Annotated in this window: 17 protein-coding genes; 10 read left to right on the top strand and 7 right to left on the bottom strand. The window is 68.5% G+C overall.

The window, feature by feature from the left end; all coding sequences use genetic code 11:
* Positions 1-84: 84 nt before the first annotated feature.
* Positions 85-237: a hypothetical protein gene (locus tag AB0H21_RS06070; RefSeq protein ID WP_358512452.1), complete on the top strand. Its 153-nt coding sequence runs from the start codon at positions 85-87 to the stop codon at positions 235-237.
* Here AB0H21_RS06070 and tnpA read toward each other — a convergent pair.
* Positions 184-510, bottom strand: coding sequence for an IS200/IS605 family transposase (gene tnpA / locus AB0H21_RS06065; protein ID WP_358513028.1), 327 nt, complete (start codon positions 508-510; stop codon positions 184-186). The genes AB0H21_RS06070 and tnpA overlap by 54 nt on opposite strands.
* Positions 419-658 carry a transposase gene (locus tag AB0H21_RS06060; protein ID WP_358512449.1) on the bottom strand — a complete coding sequence of 80 codons (240 nt, stop codon included), beginning with the start codon at positions 656-658 and terminating at the stop codon, positions 419-421. Before AB0H21_RS06060 ends, tnpA begins: the two co-directional genes overlap by 92 nt.
* Between AB0H21_RS06060 and AB0H21_RS06055 the strand changes: the two genes are divergently transcribed.
* The 4 genes from AB0H21_RS06055 (at position 629) to AB0H21_RS06040 (ending at position 4839) form a co-directional block, all read left to right on the top strand.
* Complete coding sequence (locus AB0H21_RS06055) at positions 629-1894, top strand: transposase (RefSeq protein ID WP_358512446.1); 1266 nt, start codon at positions 629-631, stop codon at positions 1892-1894. The genes AB0H21_RS06060 and AB0H21_RS06055 overlap by 30 nt on opposite strands.
* 72 nt (positions 1895-1966) lie before the next feature.
* Entirely contained in the window at positions 1967-2755 is a 789-nt protein-coding gene (locus AB0H21_RS06050; RefSeq protein WP_358513026.1) for an extracellular solute-binding protein, read from the top strand.
* 136 nt (positions 2756-2891) lie between these two features.
* A complete protein-coding gene (locus AB0H21_RS06045) occupies positions 2892-3965 on the top strand; it encodes a sugar ABC transporter permease (RefSeq protein ID WP_358512443.1) in 1074 nt (357 codons plus the stop codon).
* Between the two features lies 1 nt (position 3966).
* Positions 3967-4839 (top strand): carbohydrate ABC transporter permease, encoded by an 873-nt coding sequence (locus AB0H21_RS06040; RefSeq protein WP_358512440.1) that lies wholly within the window; start codon positions 3967-3969, stop codon positions 4837-4839.
* 103 nt (positions 4840-4942) lie between these two features.
* On the opposite strand, the gene AB0H21_RS06035 is transcribed toward AB0H21_RS06040, so the two are convergent.
* The gene (locus AB0H21_RS06035; protein ID WP_358512437.1) at positions 4943-6382 is read right to left on the bottom strand and encodes a WGR domain-containing protein; all 1440 of its coding nucleotides are present in this window, start codon (positions 6380-6382) and stop codon (positions 4943-4945) included.
* Between the two features lie 217 nt (positions 6383-6599).
* Here AB0H21_RS06035 and AB0H21_RS06030 point away from each other — a divergent pair, with 217 nt between their 5' ends.
* From AB0H21_RS06030 to AB0H21_RS06020, 3 genes are all read left to right on the top strand, one after another.
* On the top strand, positions 6600-7172 hold the full coding sequence (locus AB0H21_RS06030; RefSeq protein WP_358512434.1) for a hemerythrin domain-containing protein: 573 nt from the start codon (positions 6600-6602) through the stop codon (positions 7170-7172).
* Between the two features lie 142 nt (positions 7173-7314).
* Entirely contained in the window at positions 7315-7983 is a 669-nt protein-coding gene (locus AB0H21_RS06025; protein WP_358512431.1) for an NUDIX domain-containing protein, read from the top strand.
* Positions 7984-8282: 299 nt separating this feature from the next.
* Positions 8283-8723 (top strand): DUF3037 domain-containing protein, encoded by a 441-nt coding sequence (locus tag AB0H21_RS06020; protein ID WP_358512428.1) that lies wholly within the window; start codon positions 8283-8285, stop codon positions 8721-8723.
* Positions 8724-8872: 149 nt separating this feature from the next.
* Here AB0H21_RS06020 and AB0H21_RS06015 read toward each other — a convergent pair whose 3' ends face one another.
* The 4 genes from AB0H21_RS06015 to AB0H21_RS06000 form a co-directional block, all read right to left on the bottom strand.
* Positions 8873-9502, bottom strand: a complete 630-nt coding sequence (locus AB0H21_RS06015; RefSeq protein WP_358512426.1) for an HNH endonuclease family protein — start codon at positions 9500-9502, stop codon at positions 8873-8875.
* 1345 nt (positions 9503-10847) lie between these two features.
* On the bottom strand, positions 10848-11960 hold the full coding sequence (locus tag AB0H21_RS06010) for a methyltransferase domain-containing protein (RefSeq protein ID WP_358512423.1): 1113 nt from the start codon (positions 11958-11960) through the stop codon (positions 10848-10850).
* 1107 nt (positions 11961-13067) lie between these two features.
* Positions 13068-14585, bottom strand: a complete 1518-nt coding sequence (glpK, locus tag AB0H21_RS06005) for a glycerol kinase GlpK (RefSeq protein WP_358512420.1) — start codon at positions 14583-14585, stop codon at positions 13068-13070.
* A gap of 63 nt (positions 14586-14648) precedes the next feature.
* Positions 14649-15461, bottom strand: coding sequence for an MIP/aquaporin family protein (locus AB0H21_RS06000; RefSeq protein WP_358512417.1), 813 nt, complete (start codon positions 15459-15461; stop codon positions 14649-14651).
* Between the two features lie 466 nt (positions 15462-15927).
* On the opposite strand from AB0H21_RS06000, the gene AB0H21_RS05995 reads away from it, so the two are divergent.
* Positions 15928-17190, top strand: a complete 1263-nt coding sequence (locus AB0H21_RS05995; protein ID WP_358512415.1) for a sensor histidine kinase — start codon at positions 15928-15930, stop codon at positions 17188-17190.
* A gap of 94 nt (positions 17191-17284) precedes the next feature.
* Positions 17285-17959 carry a response regulator transcription factor gene (locus AB0H21_RS05990; protein WP_358512412.1) on the top strand — a complete coding sequence of 225 codons (675 nt, stop codon included), beginning with the start codon at positions 17285-17287 and terminating at the stop codon, positions 17957-17959.
* Positions 17960-18013: the final 54 nt, after the last annotated feature.

Here is an 18013-nt window from a genome sequence, read left to right as displayed (position 1 = left end):
ACAGTGGGGAACGAGGGGACGTCATTGGGATGCCGCCCGTGACATGACCGTCGCATCGCCTCGCGAAACATTCTCTCTACCGAAATGCGGGCCAGTGCTCTGGCCTTCGGGCCGGGGGTGAAGGCCGCGCGGGAGTGCCCGCTAGGGCGCGAGCGTGCCTTCACCCGCAGGTCACAGTGGGCGTTACTGCTGCTCGATGTACTGCTTGAGTACCGTGAGCGGTGCACCGCCGGCTGATCCGGCGAAGTAGGACCCGGACCAGAAGTGTCCACCCCACAGGAACTTGCGGACATGCGCGGCATACGCCTTGCGCAGGAGCCGTACCGAGACGCCCTTGAGACTGTTGACCAGTTTGGACAGGGCGACCTTTGGCGGGTGGTGGATCAGCAGATGGACATGGTCGTGTTCGCCGTTGAACTCAACGCAACTCGACCTCGAAGTCCGCGCACACCTCCCGCATGATCTCCTCGCAGCGGGCCGGCATCTCGTTTGTGAACACTCCCTGCCGATACTTGGTGACGAACACCAAGTGCGCGTGAAGGTTGCAGACGAACGTCGCCGGCGTCCGCTGCGTACATCGGGGTTCGTTTTCCATCCCGGTGACGCAACGAAGCGATACGATCACGGTGTGGAGAAGGTAAAGCAGGCGCGGGCGCATGTGGCCCGCCTGGAGTTGAGCGTGGCCCAGGCGGCGGTGCTGGACGGTCAGGCGCACACCGCCCGCGCGCTGTGGAACCTGTTGCACGAGTACGCCACCTTCCGGCAGGGCCGGTTGGCGACGTTGAAGGAGTGCGACGAGGCGATCCGGGTGGCTCGTCGTGAGATCGACTGGATGGGCCGGCTGCCCGCCCAGGCGGCTCAGGCGGTGCTGAAGAGCTACCGGCAGGCGTGGATGAACTTCTTCGACCCTGATCACCCCGCGGGGCGCCCGGCGTTCAAGGCCCGGTTGCGGTCCCGGCTGGCTGTGGATGTGCCCCAGGCCCGCGATCTGCAGATCAAGCGGGTCAACCGGCGGTGGGGTGCGGTCAATCTGCCCAAGGCCGGGCGGGTGCGGTTCCGGTGGACCAAGGACCTGCCCGGCGTCACCAAGGGCGGCCCGGGCGGGCGGATCACCGGAGCCCGCCTGGTCAAGGATGCCTTCGGCTGGCAGATCGTGTTCCGGACAGAACGCCAGGTGCCTGCCCCGGTCTGCCACTGTGGCCCGCAGGTCGGGATCGACCGGGGAATCAACGTCGCCTTGGCGTTGTCGGACGGCACCCCGCGTGAGCACGGGCCCTGGCTCACCGGCGGCGAGAAAGAACACCTGCGCCGCCTGGAGAAGAAATCCGCCCGCCAGCGCGCCGCCCGCATTCCCGGCCGGCCCACGTCCAAACGGCTGACCCGCACCTACGACCAGATCGCCAAGGCCCGCGCGACAGCCAAGCGCCGAGCCGTGGACTGGCAGCACAAGACCACCACCGAACTCGCCGGCACCTTCGGCGTGGTCGTGGTGGAGGATCTGAAGATCACGAACATGGTCCGCTCCGCCACGGGCACGATCGAGCGACCCGGCCGGAACGTGAGGCAGAAGGCAGGGCTGAACCGTGCCATAAGCGGCGAGGCGTGGGGCCGTACGGTCGCCCTGCTGGAGTACAAGACCCGTGATCGCGGCGGGCTGGTGGTGAAGGTGCCCGCCCCGGGCACCTCGCAGACCTGCCACCGGTGCGGGCACCGCGACCCGGCCTCCCGGGCTGGCGCCCGGTTCTCGTGCGCCAGCCCGGGATGCGGGTGGACCGGGCATGCCGATACCAACGCCGCGATCAACATTCGCAACGCCGCAGGGACTGTGGTGTCAGGACGTGGAGACCTCGGGGCTGCCCGGTCTGCGAAGCGTCAACCCCCGCGCGCCGCTTGACCACGACGCGACGGGAGAACCTCCGGCCTTCAGGCCGGGGAGGAGTTCAATGCGTCCCGAAGGACTTCCACGCTGGCGCTGATCGTCAACGACGACCTGTGGAAGAAGGCGGGCCTCGCCGAGGCGGACGTGCCGACGACCTGGGACCAGCTCACCGAGGTGTCCAAGAAGATCAAGGCCAAGGGCATGGTGCCGCTGGCGCTCGGCGACACCCGTGACCGCATGGGCGCCTTCATGGTGCAGGCCGGCGGCTGGATCATCAGCCCGGACGGCAAGCAGGCCACCGCGGACAGCCCCGAGAACGTCGAGGCCCTCGACTACGTGAAGTCGCTCCTGAAGGACGGCCTGGCCAAGACGCCCAAGCAGCTCGACGCGGGCTGGAGCGGCGAGGCGTTCGGCAAGGCCAAGGCCGCCATGACCATCGAGGGCAACTGGATCAAGGGCGCCATCAAGGCCGACTACCCCGACCTGAAGTACACCGCGCACGAGCTGCCCGCGGGCCCCAAGGGCAAGGGCACGCTGTCCTTCACCAACTGCTGGGGCATCGCGGCCAAGAGCAAGCACAAGGAGCAGGCCATCTCCTTCGTCGAGGCGATGACGAAGGCCGACCAGCAGATGGCGTTCGCCCGCGCGTTCGGCGTGATGCCGTCCCGCCAGTCGGCCAAGGACGCCTTCGCCCAGGCGTTCCCCGAGGACGTGCCGTTCGTGGACGGCGCCGCGTACGCGCAGGGCCCGGTCAACGCCCCCAAGATGGACAGCGTCCTGGCGGACTTCGACGCCGGCCTGCAGAACCTGACGACCACGGAGCCGAAGACGCTCCTGGAGCGGCTGCAGAAGAACACCCAGAGCGCCCTCGGCTGAGGCCCCGCGCCGCGCACCCGTCCCCGCTTCCCGGCGAGCCTCCCGGCGTGATCTCCCGCGAGGCTTCCAGGCGGAGCCTCCCGGCGAGGCGAGGGGGACGGGGCGCGGGCACGCCCATCGGAAGGAGGGAGCGAAGGTGGAGACCACGTCCGGCAGGCGGCGTCTCGGGCGAAGGTCCGCGACCAGGGAGAACCTCGCGGGCTGGCTGTTCCTGGCCCCCGTCGTCGTCATCCTCGCCCTGTTCATGCTGCTGCCGATCCTCATGGCGCTGTGGGTCAGCCTGACCTCCTGGAACGGGCAGGGCAGCCCGTTCACCGGGAAGGTGCCGTTCGTCGGCGTCGACAACTACACGCGGCTGTTCGCCCAGGACGACCTGGCCCGCCAGGACTTCATGACGAGCATCCGCAACACGATCTACTACGTCGCGATCGTCGTACCGGCGCAGACCACGCTCGCGCTCGGGCTGGCGCTGATCGTGAACAACCGCGTGCTGAAGGGCAAGACGTTCTTCCGCAGCGCGTTCTTCTTCCCGTCGGTCACCAGCTCGGTGGCGATCAGCGTGGTGTTCCTGTTCATCTTCGCCAACTCCGGCGCGGTGAACGGGATGCTCGGGCTGTTCGGGATCCGCGGGCCGGAGTGGTTCTCCGACTCGCGTGGCCTGCTGCACCTGCTGCTCGGCGGGCTCGGCCTGGTCGATCCGGACGCGCCGCCCGCGGCGCTGACCGGCGGCGGCCCGTTCGGGCTGTCGTGGTGGGACTGGCTGTCGGGGCCGAGCGTCGCCATGGTGACGATCATCATGCTGGTCGTGTGGACGACCTCCGGCACATTCATGCTGATGTTCCTGGCCGCGTTGCAGGGCATCCCGGTGACGCTGGAGGAGGCGAGCCTGCTGGACGGCGCGGGCCGCTGGCAGCGGTTCCGGTACGTGACGCTGCCCATTCTCAAGCCCACGATGTTCCTGGTGCTCACGCTCGGGCTGATCTCCACCTGGCAGGTCTTCGACCAGGTGTACGTGATGAGCCAGGGCAATCCCGCCAAGACCACGCTCACCCCCGCGTACCTGTCGTACCGGAAGGCGTTCCGCGACTTCGACTACGGGACGGGGACGGCGATCTCGTTCGTCCTGTTCGCGGTCATCGTCGTGCTCACGCTCGTCCAGCGCTGGGTGATGCGGGACCGGACGCCGGCGATCCGGCCGGGGAGGTCGTGACATGTCCACGCACGCGCGGGAGAACCCGCGCCGGCCGGGAGAGGGACGGCGGCTGGCGTCCACCTTCGGCGGGTACGCGGTCCTGGTCTTCTTCGCGCTGGTGTTCCTGTACCCGTTCGTCATCCAGATCGCGAACTCGCTGAAGACCGAGGCGGACGCGACGGCCCACCCCCTGTCCCCCGTCCCCGGCCCGCTGTCGTTCGGCGCCTACGACCGGGTGTTCTTCCAGACCGACCTGCCGCTGTGGCTGGGCAACTCGCTGCTCGTGACGATCATCATCACCGTCGGGCGGGTCTTCCTGGACTCGATGGCCGGGTACGCGCTGGCGCGGCTGCGCTTCCGAGGCCGGCGCGAGGTGTTCGGCGCGATCGTCGCCGTCATCGCCGTGCCGGGAGTGGTGCTGTTCATCCCGAAGTTCCTGGTGCTCAACCAGCTCGGGATGTACGACAGCTACGCCGCGCTGATCCTGCCGATCATCGCGGACGCGGGCGGGGTCTTCATCATGAAGCAGTTCTTCGAGTCGATCCCGGTCAGCGTGGAGGAGGCGGCGCGGATCGACGGCGCCGGGGTGTTCCGCACGTTCTGGTCGGTCGTGCTGCCCATGGCCAGGCCCGCGCTGATCACGCTGACGATCATCTCGTTCCAGAGCAGCTGGAACGAGTTCCCGCACACGCTGGTCGCCGTGCAGAGCCCCGAGCTGTTCACGCTGCCGCGCGGGCTGGTCGACCTGGTCAGCGGGTCGCTCGGCGTCGGCACGCAGTACCCGCTCAAGCTCGGCGCGGCCGTCCTCGCGACGATCCCGGTGGCCATCATCTTCGTGGTGTTCCAGCGGTACTTCATCCGGGGCGCCAACGAGGGGGCCGACAAGGGCTGAGAAGGGCTGAGAGGCCAGTGCGCCGGGCCGGGACGCGCGTCGTCCCGGCCCTCCCCCAGCCCTTCGGCCCTTCCCCAGCCCGCTCCCTGCCCGGCGGCGGCCGTCAGAGCAGGCGCTTGATCTCGCCGTACGCGCGGTAGAAGCCGCCGCGCTCGGACGAGCGGACGCCCTGCACCAGGTACCGCGCGCCCGCCTCGCGCACGCCCTTGGGGAACTGCACGTTCCACAGGGGCTCGTAGCCCGGGCTGACCACGTGGACGCGCAGGCGGTCGCCCTCGCGGACGCACTCGACCACGATGCCGTCGCCGTCGGGCAGCGCGCTCGCCGGGACGCTCTCCAGCACGACCGACGGCTGCACCACTGCGAGACCGGCCGCCGCCTTGACGTCCACCGGCTCGGGGACGCTGCCCTCCTGGGCCGCCCTGATCGCCTCCTCGCTCGCGTCGATGCAGGCCAGCGTGCCGTTGGTCGTCACGATGTACAGCCGGTCGTCCAGGAACTGCATGGAGAACGCCGAGCCGCAGCCGGTGCCGAGCTTCCACAGCCGCTCGCCTCCGCGGTCGAAGCAGTAGATGGACGAGTGGTTGTCCCCCGCGAAGACGAACCGCCCGTCCGGGGCGGAGGCGCAGGAGAAGACCGCGCCGTCGCAGTCGTAGACCGCGCCGACCACGCCGTTGCGCTTGTTCAGGCGGTACACCTTGTTGTCGTGCGTGCCGGCGTAGACGACGTCGCGCTCCTGCCAGCCGAACAGCACCTGGCCGCCGAGGGAGGTCTGCCAGACGGGAGTGCCGTCCCCGGCGTCGTAGCGGGCCACGCCGCGCGAGTGCCCGTGGTACACCGCGTCGCCGTCGCAGCGGACCATCCACGCGGAGTCGCCCTCGCCCTTCCTGGCCCACTGGAACTCGTCCTCGTGGTCGATCGTGGTGATCCGCCCGGCGCGGTCGGACACGCCGAGGACGCCGTCGTGGATGTCGAGCCAGTAGATGTCGACGTCCTCGGCGATCTCGTACGCCACGCGCGGGACCTTGCCGCTCAGGTCGTACACGTTGCCGTCGTCGGCGCCCGCGTAGATCCAGAAGTCGTCGGCCACGATGCACTTCACGCCGTCGGGCAGCAGGAAGTGGCCGGTCACCGTGCCGTCGTGGCCGACCGTGTAGACGTCGCCGTTCTGGTTGCCGACCCAGCACCGCTCCTCGTCCACGAAGATGCCGAACGCGGCGGCCCCGCTGGCGAAGCGCCACAGCACGGGGGCCTGGCGGGCGGTCGAGCGGATGCTCACGATCTGACGGCGGGTGACCGTGCGCCGCTGCCGCACCCCGCGCACCGCGGGCGCGTACCCCTTGCGGACCTTCTCGGCGATCTTCTTCGCCGCGGCGGCGTCGGCCTTCTCGGCGCTGGCGAAGGCGGACACCTTGGTCTGGCCCTGCTCGCCGATCCTGCCGTAGGTGATCGCCACCTGGGTGCCGGTCACGACGACCTCGTAGAACTTGTGCGCGCTCCCGGTGTCCTCGGACAGCTCCAGATACGTGCTTCGCGGCGACATCGGCGTCCCTTTCCTTGATCGATTGCCCCGGAGCGTACGGGAAGCATCCGACATTTCATGCGATATCCAGGACATCGCCACGTACGCCCGGCCCCGCCCGCGCCGCGCGAACCGTCCCCGGGACAGCGAGGGCCGATCCGAAAACCCATGTTTACCTGCGGCGATGCGGGCAACGCCCAAAAGGAGGGAACTGCGCCACCGGCACGGGAGGCAAGCCATGGCGAACGTGTTCGAAGTCCTGCAACGGGACCACGAGATGGTCAAGCGCCTGATGCTCGAACTGGAGTCCGGGCCGCCACTGACGGGGAGCGCCGAGCGTGAGAGCATGCTCGACCGCAGGCGGCAGGTCGACCAGCTCATCACCGAGGAGTCCAAGCACGAGGCCGTTGAGGAGGAGTACTTCTGGCCGGTGATCCGCGAACTGGTCCCGGGCGGGAACGAGATGGCCGACCACGGCATCGCCCAGGAGCAGCGGGGCAAGTTCATCCTGGATTCACTGATCGACTACCGTCCGGGCGACACCCGGTCCGAGGACACGCTGATGGGCTTCATCAGCGAGGCGCGCGAGCACATCGCGTTCGAGGAGGAACAGGTCTGGCCCGAGCTGCGCCTGGTCATCAGCCCCGAACGGTCCGCGGAACTGGGCGTGAAGATCGAACGGGCCAAGAGGATGGCCCCCACCCGCCCGCACCCGCACACCCCGCCCAAGCCGGGCCTGCTCAAGGCCGCCAGCCCCTTCGTGGGCGCCGCCGACCGCATCCGCGACCTGGTCACCGGCCGAAGCCGCTAAGCTCCCCGCGAGCACAGCGATCCTCGAGCGAGGTTCTTCAGGCCGTGCCCGGGTTCCTCAGGAAACGGGACGCGACGGGGGCTCCGGCGTCGACGCCCTCGGTGATCATAGCCAACGCGAGGTCGCCCCTGACCTGTACCCGATGAACCACAAGTGGGTCGGCGGGTTCTTCCCCGACCCGGACTCGGCCATACCCGTCTTGCCGCCGGTGCCGGACGGCAACGCGACCACGCTCGCCGTCCCCTCGCTGACCACGGCGGCCATCAGCGAGCGCAGGGCGCAGGCCACCGCGGGCTCCAGGCGGCGCAGAAAAGCATTGATCGCTGGCTGGCTGCGATACTGCATGTCCGCTGCTCGACGTCGCGATGCCGCCCGTGTCATCGTCTTGGACGAAAACGATCGCGTCCTCCTCCTGCGATACGACGAAGGAGGAGGCGTGTTCTGGGCGACCCCGGGCGGCGCAGTCGACGCCGGCGAAGCCCACAACCAAGCAGCACTCCGCGAGCTAAAGGAAGAACTCGGCGTCGAAGACGTCGAACTCGGCCCGCAGATCGCCTCCCGCGCGAAGACCCATATGATCAACGGTGAGCCAACCGAGCAGGTCGAGCTGTACTTCACCGCCCGCGTTCCCGCTGGCCAGGTCGACCCCGCCAACGCCACCCAGACCGACGGCATCCTCGCCTGGCAGTGGTGGACCCTGGCCGACCTCGACCGTACCCACCAGACCGTCTACCCGCTCGGCCTCACAACGCTCATCGAGCGATACCTGAGGGATGGAGTCCCGACAGTCCCCGCCATACTGCAGGGATAAACGCGGCCCGGTACACCGAGCGGCGCCCGTTGGAGGACCTCTATCTCTTTTGAGACGACCTGCTGGGCAGATCTTTCATGGGGACGAGGTCTACAGCAGGTGCTACATGGCCGTATGCCGAGCAGGTGCTCGCCGGGCTGTACGCGGCCGTAGCAGCACAGCCAGCAGACCACCATCACTACGATCTACGCTGCTACCAGTCTGGCTGGTCTACGCCGGTACCGTCATTGTCATCCCGACTCGCAGCGTGCGATGGCGAATCGTCTTCGAGCGCTGGTCTGAAGGGAGTGTCTGATCCAATGAGCAGATACATCTACTCGATCGTTCGCTGCCTGCCTGACCCGCGAACCGGGGAGTTCGTGAACGTCGGCGCCATTGCCGGTGATCCGACGACGGGCGACTGGGCCGTCCGGCGCCTCGGTAACACCGAACGGATCAAAAGGTTCGCGCCCCCCGCAGCCATCGACGTCACCGACCGCTTTCTGGTCCGCCTGAGCAGCGAAATCGCCGAGGCGCGCGAGATGCTTGAGGCCGAGGGGAGCCACCCGTTCGCCGACGACTGGCTACTGAGTCTCCATCATGATCATCGGAACATCGTGCAGCTCAGCCCACCGGCCTCGATCGTCGCCGGTCACGCGGAAGCGGCCCTGGATGTCATCTTCAATCGAATGATCATCGATCCGGCGACGCAACCACGGCCGGTCACCGTGGGCAAGGATCGAGTGGTGCAGGATCGGTAGCGGCTAACTGGCTCGGGCCTCGGTCACAGTACTCCGGGACGGCTCGGGGTCAGCTCTGGGCTTCGGTGGTCCTCCCCGACCTGCTGGCCGACAATGCGGGCGTCGGCCGAGGCGGCGCGGGAACCGGTCCCGCGCCGCCGGCGGGTGTCCTAGCAGCGGCCGAGCATGCTCGACAGCGCCGACTTCTCCGCGCTGTCCACGCTCAGGCTCCACTCGTACTTCACGTCGATGTACGCCTTCGCGTAGGTGCACCAGAAGGAGGTGAGCGGGGGCTTCCAGCGCGCGGGGTCGTAGTCGCTCTTGGCCCGGTTGACGCTGTTGGTCACCGCCCAGAGCTGCGGGTTGGTGAGGTCGTTCGCGAAAGCCTGGCGCTTGGACGTGGTCCAGGCGTACGCGCCGGAGCGCCAGGCCTCGGCCAGGGGCACCATGTGGTCGATGTCGATGTCGGAGGCGAGGGTCCAGGTGGCGCCATCGTACGGGGAGGTCCACCGGCCGGAGGTCGGGTAGCAGTCGGAGCCGGTGACCACGCCGACGCCGTCGCGCTTGAGCACCGTCTCACGGGTGTTGCAGGTACCGGAGATCGTGATCCAGTGCGGGAACAGGTTGCGGTCGTAAGTGCTGGCGTTCCGCTCGATGTCGACCTTGAGCGCGTTGAGCTCGGCGGTCGCCGTGCTGAGGGTCGGGATGTTCGGCGGGGCGGCGTTCGCGGGGGAGGTCGCCACGGTGGTGACGACGAAGGCGAGGGCGGTGGCTACGGCCAGGAATAGGACTCGTCTCACGAGTCTCTCCTTCTGTCTCCGGGCCTGCTGCGTGGGAAGCCGCAGGTCCAGGGGATTGATGAGACAGATCGGACGATTACACCGCGTGGATTATCACGAAATATCAGGCTTTGATGACACGAATCGATCAGCTTGGTCAGGTCATGCCGCTAGCTTTTTCCCCATAAGCCACCGAACAGCCCAAACCCCCCGAACATCACCCAACGTCACCCATCGCGCCCATCAACGGCGATCTAACACCCCCACGAATTGTTGGTGAACCCCGCACCCCCAACAGTTCCCCGCCCCAGCCGCCATGCCGAAGGCCCAACCGGAGACGAATCGATACGAACCGAACACGCACCCAAACGTGGGACCGACCACGTGCCGGAACATGGGCCGAGCAGTAGGTGCGCTCCGCGCAACAGCGCTCGGTCTGTGTTTCTTCGGGGGCAAGCCCCCAGCGAGAGGCCTCCGGCCCCTCGCACTCCCCGGCTCTGGGCGGCATCGGCGTGAACGACGAACAGGCATGAGACCCGCATCCTGGAAAAGGTTCCGGCCGGCATGCAGAGAACGGGCGGACGGCTTCGACCTCCTCGTAACGACGTCGCCGGACAGGCGCCGGGAACGTAGGAGGCAGTGAGATGAGCAAGGTCACGTGTGACATGGCGATGTCCCTCGACGGCTTCGTGGCGGGACCGCACCAGAGCCTGGAGAAGCCGTTCGGTGAGGGCGTGGGCCAGCACCTGCACCGGTGGATGTTCGAGGAGCCCGAGCGGCACGCCGCGATGATCGAGGGCATCACCGTGGCCGGAGCCTTCATCATGGGCCGCAACATGTTCGGCCCCGGCAGCGGCGCCTGGAGACCCAAAGTTTCTTTACTGGTTCAAGGGGCGGCACGGACGCGCCGCCCGGGGCCGCCGCCCTGCGGGCGGCCAGCGCTCCCCGGGCATGCGGCCTTGGGGGCCGGTCCCGGGGGCGCGCCGTCCTCAGGCGACGGCCCCCGGCACACAAGCACATCCCAGGACCTTCAAGATCTTTTAGCTTCAAGCCGCAGAGCAGTCCAAGATCGACTATTCGCCGCAGTGGCGCCGGCCAAACTCCCTCACGGTCGCCCTACGGGAGGCCTACGGCCATCTCGCCGGCCCCACCGCTCCCGTTCATGGCCGGAGCACATGGAGCCAGGCCGTACACCGCCGGAACTCTCCCCGCCCAAGTTCGTCTCTGCCAGACGCTCCCACAGTGCCCAGTACTCGATCCCAGCGCCCCGCATGGGCACTAACACCAGGAAGGCCCCCGGCCGGACTTCCAGCCGAGGGCTTTCCCAGATGCCGATCCATTGCGCAGCGCAACCGGCGCGCTCCACCTACTTGATTGCGTTGCCCGGAGAGTCGAGCCAGACGTATTGACCTTCGCGCGTAACCGTCATCCCGAACCGTTCTTTGGATGGCGCGCCCCAGGAGACCCACCGCAGATAGGCGGCCTCCACCTCATCCCACAGACTGCGGGGTCCCCGCTGTAGGACTGCCACGCCCTTGTAATCGGGCGCGTAGTGCACCTGAGCGTCAGACTCCTCCGACCACAGAGACAGGTGGAATTCGCCGCCCTCCTGGTCTGCATGTGTACCGGACACATCCGGCAGCAGTCCCGCCACGGCGATATCGGCACCGGTCGAGGAACGCACCACCCGGCGCGGATCGAGGTAAGTAGACGATCTCCGGTAGTCGCCCTCAAGCTGGGGAAGATCCCACCGCTGCGACCGTAGCAGCATGAAGCCGACGCCCCCGTAGAACCTCCCTACTGCCGTACCGTCTCCGACCACAGTGAGCATGGTCAGGTAGCCGCCTTCCCAGCGAGGCGTCCAGGGGATCACGATCACCCCACCGGGACGGGCTTGACTCACCCACGAGTACGGCACCTCAGAGACGCCACAGGTGACGTGTATCCGGTCGTATGGCGCGCCATCGGCCCACCCCACAGCCCCGTCCCCGTGAACCAGCCGGGGCACATGTCCGGACCTTTTCAGGTTCTCGGCAGCCAAGGTGAATACGGCCTGATCGATCTCGATACTGGTCACATTCTCGTCCCCGAGACGATGCGCCAGTAATCCCGCCGTCCAGCCCGTGCCCGTGCCGATCTCCAAGACCTCATCGCCGTCGTAGGGATCGAGCAATTCCAAGGCCGCCGCTACGACACTCGGCGCGGACGACGAAGAGGTGTAGTCGCCTTTCCCCTCCGCTATCTCGGTCGCGCCGTCGTCTAGCTGCGTGATAATCGCCGCGTTGGAATAAACGGCGTCCATCCACACCTCAGGATCGGCACTCCGGTCAATGAGACGGCCGGGGCCGTCATCAGAATCGCACCACGCCCTGTCAGGAATGAACAGGTGACGGGGCACAGCGTGAAACACACCCCGCCACCTGTCATCCAGGCCCGTCAGTTGATCAGCGAGAGCGGAGATGCGTCGATCAACGCTCACTTATTCCCTGGCTTCTCATGCTTGCCGGGGTCGTCGGGGCGAGCTCCATCGGAGTTCGGCTTTGGCTTAGGCACCGGCTTGTCTTCTGGCTTGTCGCCATCGTGCTTGCCCATTGACTGACTTTCCTTCCCTTTGCCGATCATCTTTCGTTGGAACTTGCTCGGCCATCGTAGCTCCGTTAAGCCGAGACCGGTATACCTTCAAACAATAAGTCGTAATCCGAAAAGGGACACCAGTGATGTTATTCATCGCAAACGAAAATCGACTCACAGCGTGCCCCCTGCATGACCCCACGGGCAGGGCCACCCATGAGCCAGAATCCAGGACCAACCCGGCGGCAGCGCGCAGAACGTACAAGTCAGCTCAGGCAGCGGGTTTCACCTGGGATCAGATTGCCCATGTCTGGATGGCGGATTGCCCTGACAGCACACCACGCCGTGCCTATCGCTGGGCACACAACCTCACCCATGAGGAAGTGACCGGCCGCTGGAACGAAATCGATCCCGGCGAGCCAACCATGGCCAAGGGGCGAATCCACGACTTCGAGGTCTGGCCTGCAGGGGGACACCGGCCAACTCCTTACAACCTGCAAATAATGGCACGCATTTACCAGACCAGCGCACGCGCCCTGCTCACCGACAATGAATATGACTTATACAACGCAACCGCACGTGCTCAGATCTTGGACGAGGGGTCCCCCCCCTCGGCTCAGCACGCCTCGATGCGAGCCGGATTCGGAGGGCGGTCGGGGGCTGTTGATCATCAGTGCGCTCGCCAAGGAGTGGGGTGTAACCCACCGAGGAGCCACCGTTACAACCTGGTGCGAAGTGCCCTTTCAGGAGCCGGGGTCCGTGGAAGCAGGGCTCACAGCTTTATCGCCGTAGACCACACATCGCCTGCGTTGACTTCGTAGGCACCGCAGCAGATCCGGCGGCACCGGCCTTGAGGGGGGTGGGGGCGGAGCCCCTGCCTTGGGGTTTGGGGCGGGAGCCCCAATGAGAACAGTCCGAGCGCAACGAGGGCCATTTCCGGCGGAGCCATCAGAAGACGGTCGGCCGTACCTCGTGGGAGGTACGGCCGATGTCGGAAGGTGGTCGGCTGCGTTTGTCAGTCGACGTCGACCCAGTTCAGGGTGCGTTCCACTGCCTTCTTCCAGCCCGCGTAGCCTTCCTCGCGACGGTCGTCGGACCAGGCGGGGAGCCAGCGGCGGTCCTCGTTCCAGTTGCGCTTCAGTTCCTCGGTGGTGCTCCAGAAGCCGAGCGCGAGCCCGGCCGCGTACGCCGCGCCAAGGGCCGTCGTCTCGGCGACGACCGGCTTGGACACCGGCACGCCGAGGACGTCCGCCTGGATCTGCATGCACAGGTCGTTGGCGGTCACGCCGCCGTCCACGCGCAGCACGTCGAGGCGGACGCCGGAGTCGTTGGCCATGGCCTCGACGACGTCCCTGGTCTGGTAGCAGATCGCCTCCAGCGTGGCGCGGGCGATGTGCGCGTTGGTGTTGTACCGCGAGAGCCCGACGATCGCGCCGCGCGCGTCGGACCGCCAGTACGGCGCGAACAGCCCGGAGAACGCGGGCACGAAGTACACGCCGCCGTTGTCGTCCACCTGGCGGGCCAGGGACTCGCTCTGCGCGGCGCCGGAGATGATGCCGAGCTGGTCTCGCAGCCACTGGACGGCCGACCCGGTGACGGCGATCGAGCCTTCCAGCGCGTACACCGGCTTCTCGTCGCCGAACTGGTAGCAGACCGTGGTGAGCAGCCCGTGCCGGGACCTGACCGGCTCGTTGCCGGTGTTGAGCAGCAGGAAGTTGCCGGTGCCGTAGGTGTTCTTGGCCTCGCCGACGCCGAAGCACACCTGCCCGACCGTCGCGGCCTGCTGGTCGCCGAGGTCGCCGGACAGCGGCACCTCGCCGTGCAGCGGGCCGTCGGCGCGTGTGACGCCGTACAGGCCGGGGTTGGAGGACGGGCGGATCTCGGGCAGCATGCCGCGCGGGATCCCGAAGAAGGACAGCAGCTCGTCGTCCCAGTCGAGCGTCTCCAGGTTCATCAGCATCGTGCGGCTGGCGTTGGTGGGGTCGGTGACGTGCACGCCGCCGTCCCGGCCGCCGGTGAGGTTCCACAGCAGCCAGGTGTCGGTGTTGCCGAAGACGGCGTGCCCGGCCTCGGCGGCCTCGCGTACGCCCTCGACGTTGTCGAGGATCCACTGGATCTTGCCACCGGAGAAGTACGTCGCCGGGGGTAGGCCCGCCTTGCGCCGGATGACCTCGCCCTTGCCCTCGCGCTCCAGTGCGCTCGCGATGCGGTCGGTGCGGGTGTCCTGCCAGACGATCGCGTTGTAGTACGGACGGCCGGTCCTGCGGTCCCACACGACGGTGGTCTCGCGCTGGTTGGTGATGCCGAGCGCGACGAGGTCGGCCGCCGTGAGGTTCGCCTTGCCGAGCGCGGTCTCGATGACCGCGCGGGTGCGTTCCCAGATCTCCACGGGGTTGTGTTCGACCCAGCCGGCCTGCGGGAGGATCTGCTCGTGTTCGAGCTGGTGGCGGGTGATCTCGTTGCCGCCGTGGTCGAAGATCATGAAGCGGGTGCTGGTCGTGCCCTGGTCGACTGCTCCGACGAAGTCAGCCATGAATCGTTTGCCTCCTTATGCGGCCTCCGGCGGGCGGGGGCCGGAATTGCGGCGCCGGGCGCCTCAGGCTTCGGTGGGGACCCTTCCCGGCTCCTGCTCGCTCGAGCGGGGCAGATACCGGGCCACGAGCGTCTGATACAGGCCGGCTCCGAGCACGGCGCCGATCAGGGGTGCCACGATCGGTACCCAGAAGTAGAGGCTGCCGTACTGGTCCCGCCACGCGGACGCGTATCCGGTGAGCCACGAGGCGAGGCGCGGCCCGAAGTCGCGGGCGGGGTTGATGGCGTACCCGGCGTTGGTGCCCCAGGCCATGCCGATGGCGACGACGACGAGGCCGACGACGAACGGCGCGAGGTTGGCCACGGGCGCGCTGTTGTTGACGTCGGTGACGGCGAGGATGAGGAACAGCAGGATCGCCGTGCCGATGACCTGGTCGCGGAAGGCGCCCCACTCGTGCACGGGCAGGACGCCGTTGCCGGGCAGCGTGGAGAAGACGCCCTGGCTCTTGAGGGTGAAACCGGGGTCGAACTTGGCGAGCACCTCGCCGTAGTTCCAGCGGACGATGAGCGCGGCCACGAACGCGCCGAGGACCTGTGCGGCCGAGTACGGGAGCACCTTGCGCCACGCGAAGCCCTTGAAGACGGCGAGCGCGACGGTGACGGCGGGGTTGAGGTGGGCCCCGCTGACCCGGCCCGCGACGTAGACGCCGAGGGTGACGCCGAGGCCCCAGGCCCAGGCGATGCTGTCGTGGTCGCCGATGCCGCCCGCGACCACCTGCGCCACGACGGCCGTGCCGAAAAGAATGAGGATCAGTGTTCCCGCGAACTCCGCGGCGAGTTCGCCGGCCAGGGTGGGGGCTTCCCTAGGTTTGACCATGTTCTGCCGTCCTCTCCGTGCCTGTGGGGCTGGGCGTGCTCTGACGTCGGTCTCCTCGTCCCTCCCGCCGGTGAGATCGCCGGGGCTCGTCATGGGAGGCGGGGACCGGTGACGCGGCGTGGGCCGGGGTGGGCCGTGAGGGACGCGTGAGGGTCGCCATGCCTGTGACCTGCACCAACAGTGCACCCATGGCGGCGAAAGCCACGTCCACGCCGGGGTCAAGATTTTTTGGCCGCGCAAGCCGGACAGGCTGGAAGATGTCCGGCGATGTTTCGGTCTCCGCACCGATCACCCTTCCCGAGTATGAACGGTCGCCGGAAAATTTCCACACCTGATCGCCGCCGGGTGCCGGAGTGTCGCCTACCGCGCGCGGAGGTCCTCGCCCGGTGGGTACCGCGATCGTGGTAGGGGCGTTCGGTCCTCGGGGACGAGGTGAGCGGTCCCGCGCGCCGCCTACCGTAGGGGCGTGACACGTGTGACCCGGCTGCGCGAGGCCCTCAGCGTGACCCGGCTGCGCGAAGCGCTCCGCTCCCGCCCCTACGTGGTGGACACGGGCATCGCCCTGCTCACCTTCGCGGTGGTCGTCGTGGGCCCTCCGTCCGACCGGCGGAGGGAGGCCGTCCCGCTCACCGCGGAGATCGTGGCCCTCGTCGCCGTGATGTGCGCCGCGCTGGTGTTCCGGCGCGTCCGGCCCCGCCTGGTCGTGGCCGTGGAGGTCGTGAGCGTGGTCGTGATCCAGATCCTCACCGGCGGCACGCACAGCCCGCTCGACCTCATTCCCGCCCTCGCCGTCGCCACCCTGGCCGCGCACAGCTCGCGCCGCGTCGCCTGGACGGCGGGGACGGTGTGCGCGGTGGTCCTCGCGCTCGCCCGCGCCGTCGCCTCCGAACTGGCGTCGATGCCGCCGGAGGTCGTCGGGCAGGTCGCGTGGATCTGCATGGCGACCGCCGCCGGGGACGGGCTGCGCAGCCGCCGCGCCCATATCGCCGCGATCGAGGAGCGCGCGGCGCGGGCAGAGCGCACCCGCGAGGAGGAGGCGCGGCGGCGGGTCATGGAGGAACGGCTGCGCATCGCCAGGGAGCTGCACGACGTCCTGGCCCACCACATCGCGCTGATCAACGTGCAGGCGCAGGTCGCCGCGCACGTGATGGACGCGCGGCCGCGCGAGGCCCGCGAGGCGCTCGGCCACATCCGGCAGGCGGGGCGGGCCGCGCTCGACGAGCTGCGCACGACCGTCGGCCTGCTGCGCCAGCCGGGCGCCGCGGAGGACCTGCCCACCGAACCCGCTCCCGGCCTCGACCGGCTCCCCGACCTGATCACCTCGTTCACGGCGGCCGGCCTGGAGGTCGACTGCCGCCTGGAGGGCACGCCCCGGCCGCTGCCCTCCCCCGTCGAGCTGACGGCGTTCCGTGTCGTCCAGGAGGCGCTGACCAACGTCAGCAAGCACGCGGGCGAGGCGTCCACCCGCGTGCGCATCACCTACGGGCGGCGGGACCTGACCGTGGACGTCACCGACGACGGCAACGGCGGCCGGGTCCCGAATCAGGGCGACAAGGGCGGCACAAACGGCGCAGAGGGCACGGACGGCCCCAACGGCACCGGTCACGGCCTGCTGGGCATGCGTGAGCGCGCCCTTTCGGTGGGCGGCACGTTCAGCGTCGGGCCCGCCCCCGGCCGGGGCTTCCGCGTCCACGCCGTCCTGCCCGCCCCCGAGACGAGCGCGATTTGACCGCCCACCAGACCCGCCGCGACCGAACCATTCACGAGCCTACGGCCCGCGCCCGAACCACCCGCGAGCCCGCGGCGCGGGGCGAGGAGTCACGATGACCGTCCGGGTCGTGCTGGCCGACGACCAGGCCCTGGTGCGCGCCGGTTTCCGCGTCCTGGTGGACTCCGCGCCCGACCTGGAGGTGGTGGGCGAGGCCGACACCGGCCACGAGGCCGTGCGGCTGGCCCGCGCCACCCGCGCCGACGTCGTCCTGATGGACATCCGCATGCCCGAGATGGACGGCCTCGCCGCCACGCAGGCGATCACCTCCGACGAGGAGCTCTCGGGCGTGAAGGTCCTGGTGCTGACCACCTTCGAGATCGACGAGTACGTCTTCGCGGCGCTGCGCGCGGGGGCGAGCGGCTTCCTCGGCAAGAGCGTCGAGGCCGGCGAGTTGCAGGACGCGATCCGCGTGGTGGCGCGCGGCGACGCCCTGCTGTCCCCCGGCGCCACCAAGAGCCTCATCGCGCGGTTCCTGGCCGCGCCCGGCGCCTCGGCCGAGCACACGCCGAAGAGCCTGGAGGTGCTCACCGACCGCGAGCGCGAGGTCATGACGCTGGTCGCGAGCGGCCTGACCAACGACGATATCGCCGACCGCCTGCGCATCAGCCGCATGACGGCCAAGACCCACGCGAACCGCGCGATGCTCAAGCTCGGCGCCCACGACCGCGCCCAGCTCGTCGTCATCGCCTACGAGACCGGCCTGGTCCGCCCCAGGTCCCTGTCCTGAGACCCCCCGCGCGTGGTAGTTCGCCGCGGGGCGTACGACGTTCGCGGTACATGA

This window comes from Sphaerisporangium sp. NPDC051011 (assembly GCF_040653595.1).
Taxonomy (GTDB): domain Bacteria; phylum Actinomycetota; class Actinomycetes; order Streptosporangiales; family Streptosporangiaceae; genus Sphaerisporangium.
Note: the sequence above shows the minus strand (reverse complement) of the source record. Positions and strands in the feature narration are given on the sequence as shown.

Coding starts and splice junctions, on each gene's coding strand:
- AB0H21_RS06070 (WP_358512452.1), top strand. CDS start 85: ATGCGGGCCAGTGCTCTGGCCTTCGGGCCGGGGGTGAAGGCCGCGCGG.
- AB0H21_RS06060 (WP_358512449.1), bottom strand. CDS start 658: ATGCGCCCGCGCCTGCTTTACCTTCTCCACACCGTGATCGTATCGCTT.
- AB0H21_RS06040 (WP_358512440.1), top strand. CDS start 3,967: ATGTCCACGCACGCGCGGGAGAACCCGCGCCGGCCGGGAGAGGGACGG.
- AB0H21_RS06035 (WP_358512437.1), bottom strand. CDS start 6,382: ATGTCGCCGCGAAGCACGTATCTGGAGCTGTCCGAGGACACCGGGAGC.
- AB0H21_RS06030 (WP_358512434.1), top strand. CDS start 6,600: ATGGCGAACGTGTTCGAAGTCCTGCAACGGGACCACGAGATGGTCAAG.
- AB0H21_RS06025 (WP_358512431.1), top strand. CDS start 7,315: ATGAACCACAAGTGGGTCGGCGGGTTCTTCCCCGACCCGGACTCGGCC.
- AB0H21_RS06020 (WP_358512428.1), top strand. CDS start 8,283: ATGAGCAGATACATCTACTCGATCGTTCGCTGCCTGCCTGACCCGCGA.
- glpK (WP_358512420.1), bottom strand. CDS start 14,585: ATGGCTGACTTCGTCGGAGCAGTCGACCAGGGCACGACCAGCACCCGC.
- AB0H21_RS06000 (WP_358512417.1), bottom strand. CDS start 15,461: ATGGTCAAACCTAGGGAAGCCCCCACCCTGGCCGGCGAACTCGCCGCG.
- AB0H21_RS05990 (WP_358512412.1), top strand. CDS start 17,285: ATGACCGTCCGGGTCGTGCTGGCCGACGACCAGGCCCTGGTGCGCGCC.